Source organism: Streptomyces sp. NPDC017529, from assembly GCF_044329785.1.
Classification (GTDB): domain Bacteria; phylum Actinomycetota; class Actinomycetes; order Streptomycetales; family Streptomycetaceae; genus Streptomyces.
In genome coordinates this window covers 173,489-188,092 of sequence record NZ_JBIRJY010000004.1, presented here as the reverse complement: position 1 = coordinate 188,092, position 14,604 = coordinate 173,489, and the positions used below count along the sequence as shown (strand labels likewise).

Sequence of the window (14,604 nt, the reverse complement as noted above, 5' to 3'; positions counted from 1 at the left end):
CGGACGGGCCGGTGGACGGTGTCCGTCCCACCCCGCCCGGCGTCAGGGGACGCCGCTCAGCCCGCCTTGGGCTGCGCCTTCCCCGAGGGCTGCCCCTTGGCCTGGCTCTTCGCCGTGCCCTTCGCCGCCGTGCCGCCGGAGGCGGCGGGCGCCTCGGGCGACTCCTCGAAGTCGACCTTCTTCATCTGCTTGTTCATGGACTTCATCAGCAGCCATACGGCGCCGCCGATGACCGCGAACACGATGAAGCCGAGGACGCCCGGGGTCACCTTGTCCTTGTCGAAGCTGTCGGCAAGGGTGACGAAGTGCGTCACGGCGAGGGTGCTAGTCGCGCTCATCATGGACTCAATTGTTGCGGATGCCCGCGAAGAGGTCGTCCTCGGGGAGGGACGTGTCGACGAGCGACTTGGCGAGCTCGTACTCCTCCGTCGGCCAGACCTCCTTCTGGATGTCCATCGGCACCCGGAACCAGCCGCCGTCGGGGTCGATCTGCGTCGCGTGCGCGATCAGCGCCTTGTCGCGGATCTCGAAGAAGTCGGCGCACGGCACGTACGTGGTCAGCGTGCGCTCGCGGCGCTCGAATTCCTTCCAGCGCTCCAGCCACTCCCCGTACGGCGACTCCAGGCCGCGCTCCAGCAGCGCCTCGTGCAGCGCGACGGTGCGCGGCCGGTTGAAGCCCTGGTTGTAGTAGAGCTTCTGCGGCTGCCAGGGCTCGCCGGCCTCCGGGTACTGCTCCGGGTCCCCGGCCGCCTCGAAGGCCACCATCGAGATCTTGTGGGTCATGATGTGGTCGGGGTGCGGGTAGCCGCCGTTCTCGTCGTAGGTCGTGATGACCTGCGGCTTGAACTCGCGGATCAGCTTCACCAGCGGCTCGGCCGCCGCCTGGACGTCCTGCAGGGCGAAGCAGCCGTCGGGCAGCGGCGGCAGCGGGTCGCCCTCGGGCAGCCCGGAGTCGACGAACCCCAGCCATTCCTGCTTGATGCCCAGGATCTCCCGGGCCTCGTCCATCTCCTTCTTGCGCACTTCGTGGATGTGTTCCTCGATGTACGGGTCGCCCTGGAGCTTCGGGTTGAGGATGGAGCCGCGCTCCCCGCCCGTGCAGGTGGCGACCAGCACGTCCACCCCCTCGGACACGTACTTGGCCATGGTGGCCGCGCCCTTGCTCGACTCGTCGTCGGGATGGGCGTGCACTGCCATCAGTCGCAGCTGCTCAGTCAAGACTCGATCCTCAGTGAAAGGCCGGAGAAGATGTTTCCTATAGTGACCGAAGCGCGGGGCGATTAATTCCGGAGCCCCCGGCAGGAGGACGATCATGACGGCGGTGCGCCAAGGGGTTCCCGACGGACGCTACGGCCGCTCCGCCGACCAGCGCGCGGACCGCAAGCTGAAGATCGTCGGCGCGGTGCTGGGCGTGGCGCTGCTGGGCGTGGTCGGCTGGTCCGGCTTCTCCTACATCTCCGGACAGGACCTCAGCGGCCGCGTGATCACCTGGGACCGGATTTCGGACCACGCCGTCAAGGTGCACCTGGAAGTCGTCAAGGGCAAGGACGACACCGGTGTGTGCACGCTGCGCTCGCAGTCCGACAGCGGCGCCGAGGTGGGGCGCAAGGACGTCACCGTCGACCAGCCCAAGGAGCAGGTGGACATCGAGGTCACCGTGCGCACGACGGCGCGCGCGACCAACGCCGTGCTGGTCGGCTGCACGTCCTCCGGAGGCTGACCGGCGCCGGCCGGGGGCCGGTGTGTCGCGGGGCCGGTGTGTCGCGGCGCCGCCGCGTCCCGGCGCGCTGACCGGCGGCGATGCCGTCGAACGCGTTCTCAGCGAAATTCCCCTTCCCCGTTTTGTGCCGGAATTGTTAGGCTCGTGGTTTCGCCCACCCGTGGAGGCGCAGCCTTCCTGGTAGGGCGTTTGATTTATCCCCAGCACCGACGAGGAGCACCTGTGACCCAGACCAGCGACAACGTCACCTGGCTGACCCAGGAGGCGTATGACCAGCTCAAGGCCGAGCTGGAGTACCTGTCTGGTCCCGCACGCGCCGAGATCACCGAGAAGATCGCGGCGGCCCGCGAGGAAGGTGACCTGAAGGAGAACGCCGGGTACCACGCGGCCAAGGAAGAGCAGGGCAAGCAGGACCTTCGCATGCGCCAGCTCAAGCAGCTGCTGGAGACCGCGAAGGTCGGCGAGGCTCCCGCCGCCACTGGTGTCGTGGCCCCCGGCGCGGTCGTCACCATCGCGTTCGACGGAGACCCGGACGACACGCTGACGTTCCTGCTGGCCTCGCGGGAGTACGCGAGCTCGGACATCGAGACCTACTCCCCGCAGTCCCCGCTGGGCAGCGGCGTGAACGGCAAGAAGATCGGCGAGACCGCCGAGTACGAGCTCCCCAACGGCAAGAAGGCTTCCGTGAAGATCCTGGAAGCCAAGCCGTACACGGGCTGAGCGCCCGCGGCGCCGCCCGAGCAGTGCGACGACCGGCCCGGAGCCCGCTGGCTCCGGGCCGGTCGTGCGTCCGCGGCCGGTCGTGCGTCCGCGGCCCGGCCGGCCCTCAGGCCGTCGCCGACCGGTACTTGCGCACCGCGAGCGTACGGAAGGCCACGATGATGAGGACGGACCAGATCAGCGAGGCCAGGACCGGGTGCTGCATCGGCCAGGCGTCGGGCGCCTGGTAGTTCGGCGGCAGGTTGCCGAACAGCTGGCGGGCGGCCTGGACCGTGGCGCTGAACGGGTTCCACTCCGCGATGTGCCGCAGGAAGGTCGGCATGTTGTCCGACGGCACGAAGGCGTTGGAGATGAACGTCAGCGGGAAGAGCCAGATCAGCCCGCCCGAGGTGGCGGCCTCCGGCGTCCGTACGGACAGGCCGATCAGGGCGCCGATCCAGGAGAACGCGTAGCCGAGCAGGAGCAGCAGGGCGAAGCCCGCCACGACCTTGGCGATGTTCTCGTGGGCCCGCCAGCCGACGATGAAGGCCACGACCGCGAGGACGACCAGCGTCAGCGCCGTCTGGACCAGGTCGGCGAGCGTACGGCCGGTCAGGACGGCCCCGCGCGCCATGGGGAGCGAGCGGAAGCGGTCGATCAGGCCCCGGTGCATGTCGTCGGCGATGCCCGCGCCCGCTCCCGCCGTGGCGAAGGTGACGGTCTGCGCGAAGATGCCCGCCATCAGGAACTCGCGGTACGCGGCGGGCGAGGTGCTGCCGCCGACGGCGATGGATCCGCCGAAGACGTAGCTGAACAGCACCACGAACATAATGGGCTGAATAAGCCCAAAAATGATCATTTCAGGAATGCGCAGCATGCGGATCAGATTCCGCTTGGCGACGACCAGGGAGTCCCGGACGGACTGGCTGACCGCGCCGCGCCGCTTCGGCACCCCGGCGCGCGGGGCGGCTTGCGTAACGGTGCTCACTTGGCTCCCTCCTTGGCGTCCGCGGCCCGCTTCGCGGCCCGGCGTCCGCCGCGCTGGACCTTGCCGCCCGCGCCTTCGCCCGTACCGCCTCCCCCGCCGCTCTCGCCGCCGCCCTCCGCCATCTCGGCGGCGTGGCCGGTGAGCGAGATGAACACGTCGTCCAGGGTGGGCCGGCGCAGCCCGATGTCGTCGATCTCCACGCCGCGCGTGTCCAGTTCGCGGATGACCTCGGCGAGCAGCTTGGCGCCGCCCGTCACCGGCACCGTGATCTTGCGCGTGTGGGCCTCGACCTTGGTCTCACCCTTGCCGAAGCCGCGCAGCACCTCGTCGGCCGTCGCGATGTGCTCGGCGGCGTGCACCACGACCTCCACCCGCTCGCCGCCGGTACGGGCCTTGAGCTGGTCGGACGTGCCGCGGGCGATGACCTTGCCGTGGTCGACCACACAGATGTCGTGCGCGAGGTGGTCGGCCTCTTCCAGGTACTGGGTGGTGAGCAGCAACGTCGTGCCGCCCGCGACCAGTTCCTGTATGACCTCCCACAGCTGCTGGCGGTTGCGCGGGTCCAGGCCCGTGGTGGGCTCGTCCATGAACATCACGGGCGGGCTGACGACCAGCGCGGCCGCCAGGTCGAGCCGGCGCCGCATGCCGCCGGAGTAGGTCTTGGCGGGCCGGTCGCCGGCGTCGGCGAGGTGGAAGCGCTCCAGCAGCTCCGCGGCCCTGGCCTTCGCGTCGCGCCCGCTCATCTGGTAGAGCTGGCCGACCATCATCAGGTTCTCACGGCCCGTCAGGTACTCGTCCACGGCGGCGAACTGCCCGGACAGGCCGATGGACCGGCGTACTTCGTCGGGGTGCTTGAGGACGTCGATCCCGGCGACGACAGCGGTGCCCCGGTCGGGTTTGAGCAGGGTCGTCAGGACCCGTACGGCGGTGGTCTTGCCCGCACCGTTCGGGCCGAGCAGTCCGAGGACGGTTCCTTCGGGGACGTCGAGGTCGACGCCGTCCAGAGCCCTCACCTTGCCGAAGGTCTTGACCAGACCCTCGGCGTAAATGGCGCCTGGCATGTGGGTACTCCCAAGGTATGGGTTAACTCCAGGAAGGATTTTACTTTTAACGGACACGCTTACCCAATAGGTGCATATCCGCCGAAGAGGGCATGCCCGCGCACGGCAGCACTCCGCGTCGACCCGGACCATACCGCACTCGCGATACATCGCGATATACGTCAGATGGCGTTTGCGTACCGCGACGCCATCGGCCGCGTACCTCGGGCGCCTGTCAGCCCATGACGGTGTAACCCGCCTCGCGCAGGGCCGCGCCGACCTCGGTGCAGTGCTCCGGGCCCTTCGTCTCCAAGTGCAACTCCACCTCCGCTTCCGTGAGTCCGAGCCGCGGATCGGTCCGCACATGGCTCACGTCGAGGACATTAGCGTCGACCACTGACATCACCCCGAGCAGCGTCGCGAGGGCTCCCGGCCGGTCCGTCAGCCGCAGGCGCAGCGACAGGTAACGCCCCGCGGCGGCCATACCGTGCCGCAGGGTGCGCTGCATCAGCAGCGGATCGACGTTCCCCCCGGACAGCACCGCGACCACCGGCCCCTCGAAGGACCCGGGCCGCGACAGCAGCGCCGCCACCGGGCTCGCCCCCGCCGGCTCCACGACCAGCTTCGCCCGCTCCAGGCAGAGCAGCAGAGCGCTGGACAGCTCGTCCTCGGAGACCGTACGGACCTCGTCCACGAGATCGCCGATGATCTTGAACGGGACGTCGCCGGGCCGGCCGACCTTGATGCCGTCCGCCATCGTCGTCGGCGCCTCGATCGAGACCGGGTGCCCGGCCGCCAGCGAGGGCGGATACGCGGCCGCGCCCGCCGCCTGCACCCCGATGATCCGTACGTCGGGCCGCAGCGCCTTGACCGCCACCGCGATGCCCGCCGCCAGCCCGCCGCCGCCGATGCCCACCACGATGGTGCGCACCTCCGGGCACTGTTCGAGGATCTCCAGACCCACCGTGCCCTGGCCGGCGATGATGTCGCGGTGGTCGAAGGGGTGGATGAAGACCGCGCCGGTCTCCCGCGCGTACTCCTGGGCAGCGGCCAGCGTCTCGTCCACGACGTGGCCGTGCAGCCGGACCTCGGCGCCGTACTCACGGGTCGCGGCGACCTTCGGCAGCGGGGCGCCGACCGGCATGAACACCGTCGAGCGCACCCCGAGCAGGGAGGCGGCCAGCGCGACGCCCTGCGCGTGGTTGCCGGCGCTGGCGGCGACCACGCCGGCTGATCGCTCCTCCGGAGACAGGCCCGCGATCCGCACGTACGCGCCACGTATTTTGAAGGAGCCGGTGCGCTGCAGGTTCTCGCACTTCAGATGCACCGGCGCCCCCAGCAAACCGGACAGGTGCCGGCTCCCCTCCAGGGCGGTGGACCGGGAGACGCCGGACAGAATCTTCTGCGCCTCCCGTACGTCCTCGACGGTGAGCGCGGCGGGGGCGGCCGCGGCCCCGCCCCCGGGCCGTACGGAAACGGAGGCGGAACCGGAACCCGGCGCCGCTCCCGGGCCCCTGCCGGACGCCTCCGCGCGGGCCGGGCCCGACCCCGCCCCGGGCCTCCGACCGGCGGCGGAACCGGAAGCGGAACCAGAAGAGGAACCGGAGGCAGGAGTGGACTCGTGCGGCGTGTGATCGGCCATGAAGCCCAGTCTTACAGGCCGGACCGCGGCGGGTCCGGCCGGGCACCGGACCGGCGTCACGGGGGTGCGTCTTTGGACAGCGCCGGTACGGTCCGCCCCCGGGCCGCGTACTCTGTCCCCCAATCCGTACGCATCCCATGAAGCGAGCTCCCGGCCATGCCCACCTCTTCGGACATGACGACCCACACCGACCCCGCTCTTCTCGACGCGCTGCAACACCAAGTCGCCGTTTTCGCCCGCCGCGCCGAACAGAGCCGGCTCGGCGGCGTCGGCCAGGCACGCAATTCCATGGACCGTGCCGCCTACCTGCTCCTGAACCGCCTGGACAAAGAGGGCCCGATGGGTGTCAAGGCGCTGGCCGCCGGCATGGGCATCGACTCCTCCACCGTCACCCGCCAGGTCGCGCCGCTGGTCGACTCGGGCCTGGTCAACCGCGCCTCGCACCCCGAGGACGGGCGTGCGGTCGTGCTCCAGCTCTCCGAGCGCGGCCGGGGCCGCCTGGAGGAGGTGCGCGCCTCGCGCCGCGCGCTGATGGCGCTGGTCACCGAGGAGTGGACGGAGGAGGAGCGCGACGCGTTCTGCACGCTCCTGACCCGCTTCAACGCCTCCCTGTCCACGGTCACCGCGACCCTGCCCCCGGTGCCTTCCAGCTCCTGACCAGCGATTCCCGGCAGGCCGCCGGACCCGCCACGGGGCTGCCCGCCGCCTCGCTGCCGGACCTCGGCGGGGCCGGGGCCCGGGCCCGCGGCCCGGTTTTTCCCGGCCGCCTCTTGACCCGGCGCCGGGCCTGCCGTGCCATGTAGCTGTGCGAGAGCGGCGGGCAGCACAGGAACGCCGTCGTGCCCGGGAGTTCGAGGCGTTCGTCGCGGGCGCGGCCGGCCGTCTGCTGCATGCCGCCACGCTCCTGACCGCGGAGCCCGCCGACCGCCCCGCGCCCGCCGCCGAACGGCTGCTCACGGTCGCGCTGGCCCGCACGTACGCCGTCTGGGAGCGGCTGCGCGGCGAGGACCCGTACGACCGCGCCCGTCAGGAGATGGCCGCCCACTACGCACGTGCCTCCTGGCGGTACCGCCTCCCCCGCACGCTGCTCCCCGGGGCGGGGCCGCCGGCCGGCGGCCTCCTGGAGCGGCTGTCACCACAGGAGCGGCTGGTGCTCGTCCTGCGCCTCTGCGAGGGCGTGGCCGAGGAACAGACCGCGGCACAGCTGGGCCTGCCCGCCGAACGCGTCCACGCGCTGTGCCTGCGGGCCGTGGGGCAGCTGCGCAGCAAGCCGCCCGCCGGGCATACGGGGCTCACCGGAGCGGCGGCGTCGTGAACCTCCCGGACCGCAAGGAGGCCGAGGTGCGGCGGATGCTGGACGGGCCGCACCCGGTGGTCCCGCCCGACCTGGCCCTCCGCGCCGCCGAGCGCGGCCGCCGGCTGCTGGTCCGCCGGCGCCGGACCCGCCACGCGCTGTGGCTGCTGGCCCTGGCGGCGCTGGCCGCGCTCCTGACCTGGGCGGCCGTCGACCAGCCGTGGCTGCCGCCGCCGGTGCACACCACCCCTCCCCTGGAAGGGTGGTGAGCCGCGGCCGGCCACGGCGCGCTCCTAACCGAGCGCCTGGGTGAGGTCCGCCACCAGGTCGTCGATCGCCTCGATGCCGACCGACAGCCGTACGAGGTCGTTCGGCACCTCCAGCAGCGACCCCGCCGTCGAGGCGTGCGTCATCCGCCCCGGGTGCTCGATCAGCGACTCCACGCCGCCCAGCGACTCGCCGAGGGTGAACAGCCGCGCACGGTTGCAGACCTCCACCGCGGCCTGCTCGCCGCCCGCGACGCGGAAGGACACCATGCCGCCGAAGGAACGCATCTGCTTGGCGGCGACCTCGTGGCCGGGGTGCGTCTCCAGGCCCGGGTAGTAGACCTGCGTCACCTTGTCGTGCGAGGCGAGCAGCTCGGCGATCCGGGCCGCGTTGGCGCTGTGCCGGTCCATCCGTACGGCCAGCGTCTTCAGGCCGCGCATCACCAGCCACGCGTCGAAGGGGCCGGCGACCGCGCCCATCGCGTTCTGGTGGTAGGCCAGTTCGTCGCCCAGCTCGGCGTCGTTGACGACGAGCGCGCCGCCGACCACGTCCGAGTGGCCGCCCATGTACTTGGTCGTGGAGTAGACCACGACGTCCGCGCCGAGGGCGAGCGGCTGCTGGAGGTAGGGGCTCGCGAAGGTGTTGTCGACGACCAGGCGGACCCCGGCGTCGCGCGCGACGGCCGCGAGCGCGGAGATGTCCGTGATGCCGAGCAGCGGGTTGCTGGGCGTCTCCACCCAGATCGCCTTCGTACGGGGGCGCAGGGCGTCCCGTACTGCCTGCGGATCGGAGGTGTCGGCGACGGACCACTCCACCCCCCACCGCTCGACGACCTTCGAGATGAGGCGGAACGTGCCGCCGTACGCGTCGTTGGGAATGACCACGTGGTCACCGGGGACCAGAAGGGTCCGCAGCAGGCAGTCCTCGGCCGCGAGCCCGGAGGCGAAGGCCAGGCCGCGGCTGCCGCCGTCGAGGGCGGCCAGGTTCTCTTCCAGGGCGGTACGGGTCGGGTTGGCGCTGCGGCTGTACTCGTAGCCGCCGCGCAGGCCGCCCACGCCGTCCTGCTTGTAGGTGGACACCTGGTAGATGGGCGTCACCACCGCGCCGGTCGCCTCGTCGGGCTCCTGACCTGCGTGAATGGCGAGGGTCTCGAAATTCTGGTGGCGCTGTTCGCGCTGATCGCTCATGCCTGCCGAGGGTAGTCGTCCACACCCGCGAACTTTTCGGAACTTTCTGCTTCGCTGGATAGTGGATACATACAAGACACATTCGCGCCCCACCCACAGCCCGCCTCCCTCCCACGACCGGAATCCGAGACTCACCACATGGACGCTCTGCTGGTTCTCTTCGCCGCTGCCGCCCTCGGCGGTCTCGTGCTGCTGCCCTGGATACGGCGCAGGCAGGCCGCTCAGCAGGCCCGGCAAGGGCTGGTGGTGGCCGCCGACCCGATGGCGGGCTACGGATTCGTACCGGCCCACGAGCTGGACGTACGGCTGCCAGGGCCCGACCAGGAGCTGGAGGAGGCCCTCGACGAGATCCGGCGCACCCACGACTGGCGCCCGGCCGCCCAACTGCTCAGCGCCACCGGCGAGGACTGGGAGCGCCGCTGGCAGCGCGTGCAGACGCTCGCCGGGGCCGCCGCGTTCGAGCTGGCGGAGCGGCCGGGGCAGGGCGGCATCTGGCTGCGTACATGGCGCTCGGAGGCGCCCAAGGACCCGGGCGGCGCCCAGACGCACGCCCAGTTCCTCGTCCTCCAGGCACTCCGCGACCCCGGCTCGCAGGACTTCCGCATGATCCTGGAGGAGGCCCGCACGGTCTGCCACGAGGCGGCCCTGCTGGCACCCGGCAGCCCCGTCCCGTACATCACGGAACTGGCCGTCGCCCGCGGCCTCGGCGACCGTCGCGCCGACTACGAAGCCCTGTGGTCGAAGGTCTCCCAGCGCGCCCCGCACCACATGGGCGCCCACCTCGCCGCCCTGCCCTACTGGTCGCAGAAGTGGCACGGCTCCAAGGAGGAGGCCGTCGCCTTCACCGAGAGTGCCGCCGCTGCCGCCCCCGCCAAGAGCCTGCTCCCGGCCCTCCCCCTCTTCGCCGTCTACGACCACATGCCCGAGGCCAACATGGTCCGCGGCCTGTACCAGAGCGCGGTCGTCGAACGCGCCATAGAGGGCGCGCACTTCGCGCTGCGCGAGGCCCCCGCCGACCACCCCATGGCCCCGCACGTCCGGCACCTGCTCATCTGGTTCCTCGTCCGCGCCGAGCGCTACGCGGAGGCGCTGGAGCAGCTTCGTCTGGTCGACGGCCACGTCGGCGCGGTCCCCTGGTCGTACGGCAGCAGCCCCGCCGCCGAGTACGCCGCGTACCGTGCCCTGGCTGTCGCCGGTTGGGAACGGGGCGGCGGCACGTCGGCCGACTTCCGCCCGCAGCCGTAGGCACCGGGGCTCCTGCCTCCCCCGGAATGCCCCCCGCCCCTGGAACGTTCCCGTGAGAGGCCGCCTCCAGAGGCCGCCCCTGAAGGCCGCCCCGACGTCCCTCCTCACCCCGGAGCCTGATCACATGCTGTTCAACCGCTTCAAGAACGCGCTCCCCACCCCCGAGGAGGCCCTGAAGGGCCGTCCCGAGCGCGACTTCACCGTCCCCGACCGCCACACGGTCCTCGGCAACCCGCTCCTCGGCCCCTACCCCGCCCACCTCCGCATCGCCGACTTCGGCCTGGGCTGCTTCTGGGGCGCCGAACGCAAGTTCTGGCAGACCGAAGGCGTCTGGACGACCTTGGCCGGCTACCAGGGCGGCCACACCCCGAACCCCACCTACGAAGAGGTGTGCAGCGGCCTCACCGGCCACACCGAAGCGGTCCGCGTCGTCTACGACCCCGCGCGGGTCTCCTACGCCGGCCTCCTGAAGCTCTTCTGGGAGTCCCACGACCCCACCCAGGGCTTCCGCCAGGGCAACGACACCGGCACCCAGTACCGCTCCGCGATCTACACCCACTCCCCCGCCGACCAAGAAGCCGCCGAAGCCTCCCGCACCGCCTACCAGACGGTCCTCACCGCCTCCGGCCACGGCACCATCACCACCGAAATCCTCCCCGCCACCGACCGCCCCTTCTACCCGGCCGAGGGCTACCACCAGCAGTACCTGGACAAGAACCCGGCGGGTTACTGCGGGATCGGAGGCACGGGGGTTTCGTGCCCGGTGGGGGTGGCGAAGGCGTAGGCGGCCGGGGCCGGGCGCCTACGCGTCTCGTTGGTTGAGGTGGGCGCGGTCGGCTGCGGCTGCGCCCTGTTCCCAGCCTGCGGCGTCGCGTATGCCTCGCATGCGTACGGCGGCGGTGTCCGGGAACAGTTCGCCGGTGGTCTCCGCCACCGCGACCTCGCGGGCGGCCAGTACCGGCAGGAGGTCCGGGGCGCTGTCCGCGGCCTCGGTGGTGGCTTCGTCGGTGGCTGCCGCCAGCCGGGCGCGGATGCGGTCGGCGTACGCGACGAGGAACGTCTGCCGGAAGTCGCGGGTGCGGCGGGACCGGCCGCGGCTGTGGTGCTCGTCGCCCGCGCGGTGCATGGCGGTGGTGGCCTGGAGGAGCAGCGACGTGTAGAGGAGTTCGGCGGACTCCAGGTCGGCTTCGAAGCCGACGAGCGTGGAGAAGCCCACGTCGCCGGACCAGACCGCCTGGCAGCGGTTGGCGGCGGCGACGGCGTCGAGCAGCAGCGCCTTCGCCTGCTCGTACGGGCCCTCGATGCCGATGCGGATGGCCGAGGGGCCCGCGGCCCGGCCGTGGCCCGCGCTGCCGCCGTCGCCGGCGTGGTCGAGCAGCGCTTCGTCGATGCTGTGCCGGGCCATCAGCTCCTGGGCCTTGGCCGACAGCGCCTCCGCCTCCTCCGGGTAGTCCGTGGCCTCGGCCTTGGCCAGCAGCCCCCGGATGCGGCCCAGTGCCCGCGAGTCGGCGGGTGGGTTCGCGCGTACGGACCGGGCGGCCGGCAGGGGCGTGATGCGGGGCAGCCGCCCCAGGACGCGCAGTGCTGCCAGGAGGTCGTAGGTGGCTTCGAAGCGCGACGTACGGAGGCGGCGCGCCAGCTCCTCCAGGTAGCCGGTATCGGAGGCCCACCAGACCTCGGCTTCGAGGGCACGCAGCTGGGCCGTCCAGCGCGCGCCGCGGCCGGACTGCGCCGCGCGTCCCGTACGCCGCGCTTCGGCGGCCATCGCGTCCACGACGACAGCGGTACGCGGGCCGCCGCCCGTCTCCCGCCGCATGATCCGTTCCAGGTCAGCGGGCTGCCAGCCGCCCTGCCAACAGCGGCGTACGGCGTCCTCCGCCGCGGCCAGCAGCGCGGCGCTGACGGCCTCCGGGCCCGCGGGCGCCGCTGCCAGCATCGAGGCGCCGGCCTCAAGGGCGTCCTCCGCGGGAGCCCCGTCCTGGGCGTACCGGACGCTGCCGAGTACCGTGCCGACCAGTTCTCCGGCGGCGGTCCGGCCCTGCTGCCGCTGTCCGTCCTTGCGCTTGCTCACGTGGTCACGATACGGAGGGCGGGCCCCCGCCGGCGCACCGGCGGGGGCCCGCCCTCGGAGGGTCAGGGGTGCGCTACTTCACGGCGCTGCCCGCGACCCACTCGTTCCAGCCCATGTTCCAGCCGTTGAGGCCGTTGTCCGGCTTGATGGTCTTGTCCGGGGAGTTGACCATGTGGACGACGTCGCCGATCAGCGAGTTCTCGTAGAACCAGGCGCCGTCCGTGCCCGGGTCGCCGGCGCCCTTCACGTCCTCCAGGCCGATGCAGCCGTGGCTGGTGTTGGCGTTGCCGAAGATGCCCTTGCCCCAGTAGTTGCCGTGCAGGAACGTGCCGGAGCTGGACAGGCGCATGGCGTGCGGCACGTCGGGGATGTCGTACTCGCCCTTGCCGTCGTTGTTGGTGAAGCCGACCGTGGAGCCGTCCATCCGGGTCTGCTTGTACTTCTCCGAGACCACCATCTTGCCGTTGTAGGTGGGGTGGTCCTTGCTGCCCGCGGAGATCGGGATGGTCTTGATCGTCTTGCCGTCGCGGACCACGGTCATCGTGTGGGTCTTCGCGTCGACGGTGCTGACCTGCGAGCGGCCGATCTGGAAGTTCACCGTCTTGTTCTGGACGCCCTTGACGCCGGGCGCGGCCTCGACGCCGTCCAGCTTCAGATCCATGGTGATCTTGGAGTTGGGCTTCCAGTAGTCCTTCGGCCGGAAGTCCAGGCGCTGGTCGCCGAACCAGTGGCCGACGACCTCCTGGTTGCTGCTGGAGGCCACCTTGATCGCGGCCTGTACGTCCTTCTTGTTCTTCACCGGCTTGTCGAAGTTGACCGACACCGGCATGCCCACGCCGACGGTCGAGCCGTCCTCCGGCGTGTAGTTGCCTATGAAGCTGTTCTTCGGGGAGACCGTGGTGAAGGTCGAGTTCTCCACCGCCTTGCGGCCCTCGGCGTCGGCGGCGTGGGCGGTGATCGTGTACTTGGTCGAGCGCTCCAGCTGCTTCTTCGGCTTCCAGGAGGAGCCGTCCGCCGCGAGCGTGCCCTCGACCGGCTTCTTGTCCTCGCCGGCGGTTATCTTGACGTCGGTGAGCTTGCCGCCCTCGACGGTGACCTTGGCGGTGCTGTTGATGCCCGCGTCGGCCGAGCCGTTCTTCGGTTCGATCTTGATTTTGGCTTCCGAGGCGTCCTTCGCCGCCGCCTCGTCGACGTTCTTCGTGTTGTCGTGGCCGCTTCCGTCGCCGCCGTCACCGCCACCGCACGCCCCGAGTGTCAGCACACCCCCGAGCAGCGCGGCGGTGGCTATCAGCCCCTTGCGACGCTTGCTGTCCGTTGTCACACGATTCTCCATTGCCTTGCTGCCGAACCCGAAACCCCCGAGCCGGGCGCCGCTCCGCAGACCGCCGGGCGACACCTCAGGAACGTCTGTTCCGTTTCGTCCGTTCCACACCCAAGGCGCGTGTGGGAAACGCCACGCGGCTCCCGGACGGCGGCGGGCGTCGTCCGGGAGCCGCGCGGCGGCCGTGCGCCCCGGTAGCCGTGCGCCTCAGAAGCGGACCCGCACCCCGTCCCGGTCGCGCGCGTCCCCCTCGGCGCCCGCCTCCGCCTCGGCGTCGTCGTCCTCCGGGAAGCCGTCGTCCTCCGCGTCGTGCCCGAGGACCCACTCCGCGTCGGCGTCGTACTCGATCTCCTCACTGCTCCACGACGCCTGCGTCAGCTCCACGCCGGGCACCCCCTCGACCAGGTCGAAGGGATCCACGAGGTACGCCAGCGCCTCCGCCGGATCGCTCTGGACCGTTTCCTGCGCATGCCCGCGCTCCTCGGCGGGTAGGGACGGGTCACCGTTGATGTGGTCGAGTGCCGCACCGGTCAGCCGGTCAGGGTCCGCGACCTCCATGACCAGTTCGACATGGAGCCGGACAAACCGTGATGTCTCGTCATTGCTCATGTCTGGGAGCGTAAGCACCACCGGGTCCTGACTTCCCCGCGACCCGCGGCTGTCACTAACATCTGTTTTCAACGGTCAATTCACCGAGCCCACAAGGGGGATCGTTTCCGTGCCCGTGACCGCACGTCGACCACTGCTGACCGCCGCAGCCGCGGGATCGGTACTGCTCGCCCTGTGGTTCGTACCGTCCGCGAACGCCACCGTCGAACACGGCGAACGGACGCCGCACGCCCCCCGGACGGCCCATCAGAACCCGCAGACGCAGCCGCACAGCGCGCAGCAGACAGGCCGGACGCAACAGGCGCAGGAGACGCTGCTCGCCGACACCGGCAGCTTCGACACCACGCCGTACGTCGTCGGCGGCGCGGCGTTCCTCGGCGTCGGCGCCGGACTGGTCGGCTTCTCCGTACGCCGTACTCGCGGCGCCGGGATCTAGAGCACCGGTCCGACCTGCCGAAGAAGAAGTGATCTTCGAGTTCGCCCGGCGGAGCGGGCCCCGCGCCCGCCCCGCCGAAAACGCA

At 71.2% G+C, this 14,604-nt stretch carries 17 protein-coding genes; 8 read left to right on the top strand and 9 right to left on the bottom strand.

What is annotated here, in order from left to right:
* Window positions 1-56: 56 nt before the first annotated feature.
* Both ACH4K4_RS11555 and mca read right to left on the bottom strand, forming a co-directional pair.
* The gene (locus tag ACH4K4_RS11555; RefSeq protein ID WP_398166585.1) at window positions 57-341 is read right to left on the bottom strand and encodes a hypothetical protein; all 285 of its coding nucleotides are present in this window, start codon (window positions 339-341) and stop codon (window positions 57-59) included.
* A 4-nt stretch (window positions 342-345) separates the two neighbouring features.
* Window positions 346-1,218, bottom strand: coding sequence for a mycothiol conjugate amidase Mca (mca, locus tag ACH4K4_RS11550; protein WP_398166584.1), 873 nt, complete (start codon window positions 1,216-1,218; stop codon window positions 346-348).
* 94 nt (window positions 1,219-1,312) lie between these two features.
* Here mca and ACH4K4_RS11545 point away from each other — a divergent pair, with 94 nt between their 5' ends.
* Together ACH4K4_RS11545 and greA are read left to right on the top strand one after the other, a co-directional pair.
* Window positions 1,313-1,720 (top strand): DUF4307 domain-containing protein, encoded by a 408-nt coding sequence (locus ACH4K4_RS11545; RefSeq protein ID WP_398166582.1) that lies wholly within the window; start codon window positions 1,313-1,315, stop codon window positions 1,718-1,720.
* Between the two features lie 222 nt (window positions 1,721-1,942).
* Window positions 1,943-2,440, top strand: coding sequence for a transcription elongation factor GreA (gene greA, locus ACH4K4_RS11540; RefSeq protein ID WP_398166580.1), 498 nt, complete (start codon window positions 1,943-1,945; stop codon window positions 2,438-2,440).
* A 106-nt stretch (window positions 2,441-2,546) separates the two neighbouring features.
* On the opposite strand, the gene ACH4K4_RS11535 is transcribed toward greA, so the two are convergent.
* The 3 genes from ACH4K4_RS11535 to ilvA all read right to left on the bottom strand — a co-directional run bounded on the left by ACH4K4_RS11535 (window position 2,547) and on the right by ilvA (window position 6,089).
* On the bottom strand, window positions 2,547-3,407 hold the full coding sequence (locus ACH4K4_RS11535; RefSeq protein WP_398166579.1) for an ABC transporter permease: 861 nt from the start codon (window positions 3,405-3,407) through the stop codon (window positions 2,547-2,549).
* Window positions 3,404-4,468: an ATP-binding cassette domain-containing protein gene (locus ACH4K4_RS11530; RefSeq protein ID WP_398166578.1), complete on the bottom strand. Its 1,065-nt coding sequence runs from the start codon at window positions 4,466-4,468 to the stop codon at window positions 3,404-3,406. The genes ACH4K4_RS11535 and ACH4K4_RS11530 overlap by 4 nt, the downstream gene beginning before the upstream one ends.
* A 214-nt stretch (window positions 4,469-4,682) precedes the next feature.
* Entirely contained in the window at window positions 4,683-6,089 is a 1,407-nt protein-coding gene (ilvA, locus tag ACH4K4_RS11525) for a threonine ammonia-lyase (RefSeq protein ID WP_398166576.1), read from the bottom strand.
* A gap of 156 nt (window positions 6,090-6,245) precedes the next feature.
* On the opposite strand from ilvA, the gene ACH4K4_RS11520 reads away from it, so the two are divergent.
* The 3 genes from ACH4K4_RS11520 to ACH4K4_RS11510 all read left to right on the top strand — a co-directional run bounded on the left by ACH4K4_RS11520 (window position 6,246) and on the right by ACH4K4_RS11510 (window position 7,652).
* The gene (locus tag ACH4K4_RS11520; protein ID WP_398166574.1) at window positions 6,246-6,746 is read left to right on the top strand and encodes a MarR family winged helix-turn-helix transcriptional regulator; all 501 of its coding nucleotides are present in this window, start codon (window positions 6,246-6,248) and stop codon (window positions 6,744-6,746) included.
* A gap of 148 nt (window positions 6,747-6,894) precedes the next feature.
* Window positions 6,895-7,404, top strand: coding sequence for a sigma factor-like helix-turn-helix DNA-binding protein (locus tag ACH4K4_RS11515; protein WP_398166572.1), 510 nt, complete (start codon window positions 6,895-6,897; stop codon window positions 7,402-7,404).
* Window positions 7,401-7,652, top strand: coding sequence for a hypothetical protein (locus tag ACH4K4_RS11510; protein ID WP_398166570.1), 252 nt, complete (start codon window positions 7,401-7,403; stop codon window positions 7,650-7,652). The genes ACH4K4_RS11515 and ACH4K4_RS11510 overlap by 4 nt, the downstream gene beginning before the upstream one ends.
* Before the next feature lie 24 nt (window positions 7,653-7,676).
* On the opposite strand, the gene ACH4K4_RS11505 is transcribed toward ACH4K4_RS11510, so the two are convergent.
* Window positions 7,677-8,837 carry a cystathionine gamma-synthase gene (locus tag ACH4K4_RS11505; RefSeq protein WP_398166569.1) on the bottom strand — a complete coding sequence of 387 codons (1,161 nt, stop codon included), beginning with the start codon at window positions 8,835-8,837 and terminating at the stop codon, window positions 7,677-7,679.
* Window positions 8,838-8,975: 138 nt separating this feature from the next.
* Here ACH4K4_RS11505 and ACH4K4_RS11500 point away from each other — a divergent pair, with 138 nt between their 5' ends.
* Both ACH4K4_RS11500 and msrA read left to right on the top strand, forming a co-directional pair.
* Complete coding sequence (locus ACH4K4_RS11500; protein WP_398166567.1) at window positions 8,976-10,082, top strand: hypothetical protein; 1,107 nt, start codon at window positions 8,976-8,978, stop codon at window positions 10,080-10,082.
* A gap of 124 nt (window positions 10,083-10,206) precedes the next feature.
* Window positions 10,207-10,866, top strand: a complete 660-nt coding sequence (gene msrA, locus ACH4K4_RS11495; RefSeq protein WP_398166566.1) for a peptide-methionine (S)-S-oxide reductase MsrA — start codon at window positions 10,207-10,209, stop codon at window positions 10,864-10,866.
* Between the two features lie 18 nt (window positions 10,867-10,884).
* Here msrA and ACH4K4_RS11490 read toward each other — a convergent pair whose 3' ends face one another.
* The 3 genes from ACH4K4_RS11490 to ACH4K4_RS11480 form a co-directional block, all read right to left on the bottom strand.
* A complete protein-coding gene (locus ACH4K4_RS11490) occupies window positions 10,885-12,153 on the bottom strand; it encodes a DUF2786 domain-containing protein (protein WP_398166565.1) in 1,269 nt (422 codons plus the stop codon).
* 73 nt (window positions 12,154-12,226) lie between these two features.
* Entirely contained in the window at window positions 12,227-13,486 is a 1,260-nt protein-coding gene (locus ACH4K4_RS11485; RefSeq protein WP_398166563.1) for an Ig-like domain-containing protein, read from the bottom strand.
* Between the two features lie 195 nt (window positions 13,487-13,681).
* Window positions 13,682-14,083 carry a hypothetical protein gene (locus ACH4K4_RS11480; protein WP_398166562.1) on the bottom strand — a complete coding sequence of 134 codons (402 nt, stop codon included), beginning with the start codon at window positions 14,081-14,083 and terminating at the stop codon, window positions 13,682-13,684.
* 115 nt (window positions 14,084-14,198) lie between these two features.
* Here ACH4K4_RS11480 and ACH4K4_RS11475 point away from each other — a divergent pair, with 115 nt between their 5' ends.
* Window positions 14,199-14,519 (top strand): hypothetical protein, encoded by a 321-nt coding sequence (locus ACH4K4_RS11475; protein ID WP_398167176.1) that lies wholly within the window; start codon window positions 14,199-14,201, stop codon window positions 14,517-14,519.
* Window positions 14,520-14,604: the final 85 nt, after the last annotated feature.

What these genes read in the sequence shown, in the direction of transcription:
- ACH4K4_RS11520 (WP_398166574.1), top strand. Translation starts at nt 6,246, where the DNA reads ATGCCCACCTCTTCGGACATGACGACCCACACCGACCCCGCTCTTCTC.
- ACH4K4_RS11545 (WP_398166582.1), top strand. Translation starts at nt 1,313, where the DNA reads ATGACGGCGGTGCGCCAAGGGGTTCCCGACGGACGCTACGGCCGCTCC.
- ACH4K4_RS11485 (WP_398166563.1), bottom strand. Translation starts at nt 13,486, where the DNA reads ATGGAGAATCGTGTGACAACGGACAGCAAGCGTCGCAAGGGGCTGATA.
- msrA (WP_398166566.1), top strand. Translation starts at nt 10,207, where the DNA reads ATGCTGTTCAACCGCTTCAAGAACGCGCTCCCCACCCCCGAGGAGGCC.
- ACH4K4_RS11500 (WP_398166567.1), top strand. Translation starts at nt 8,976, where the DNA reads ATGGACGCTCTGCTGGTTCTCTTCGCCGCTGCCGCCCTCGGCGGTCTC.
- ACH4K4_RS11480 (WP_398166562.1), bottom strand. Translation starts at nt 14,083, where the DNA reads ATGAGCAATGACGAGACATCACGGTTTGTCCGGCTCCATGTCGAACTG.
- ACH4K4_RS11555 (WP_398166585.1), bottom strand. Translation starts at nt 341, where the DNA reads ATGATGAGCGCGACTAGCACCCTCGCCGTGACGCACTTCGTCACCCTT.
- ACH4K4_RS11530 (WP_398166578.1), bottom strand. Translation starts at nt 4,468, where the DNA reads ATGCCAGGCGCCATTTACGCCGAGGGTCTGGTCAAGACCTTCGGCAAG.
- ACH4K4_RS11505 (WP_398166569.1), bottom strand. Translation starts at nt 8,837, where the DNA reads ATGAGCGATCAGCGCGAACAGCGCCACCAGAATTTCGAGACCCTCGCC.
- ilvA (WP_398166576.1), bottom strand. Translation starts at nt 6,089, where the DNA reads ATGGCCGATCACACGCCGCACGAGTCCACTCCTGCCTCCGGTTCCTCT.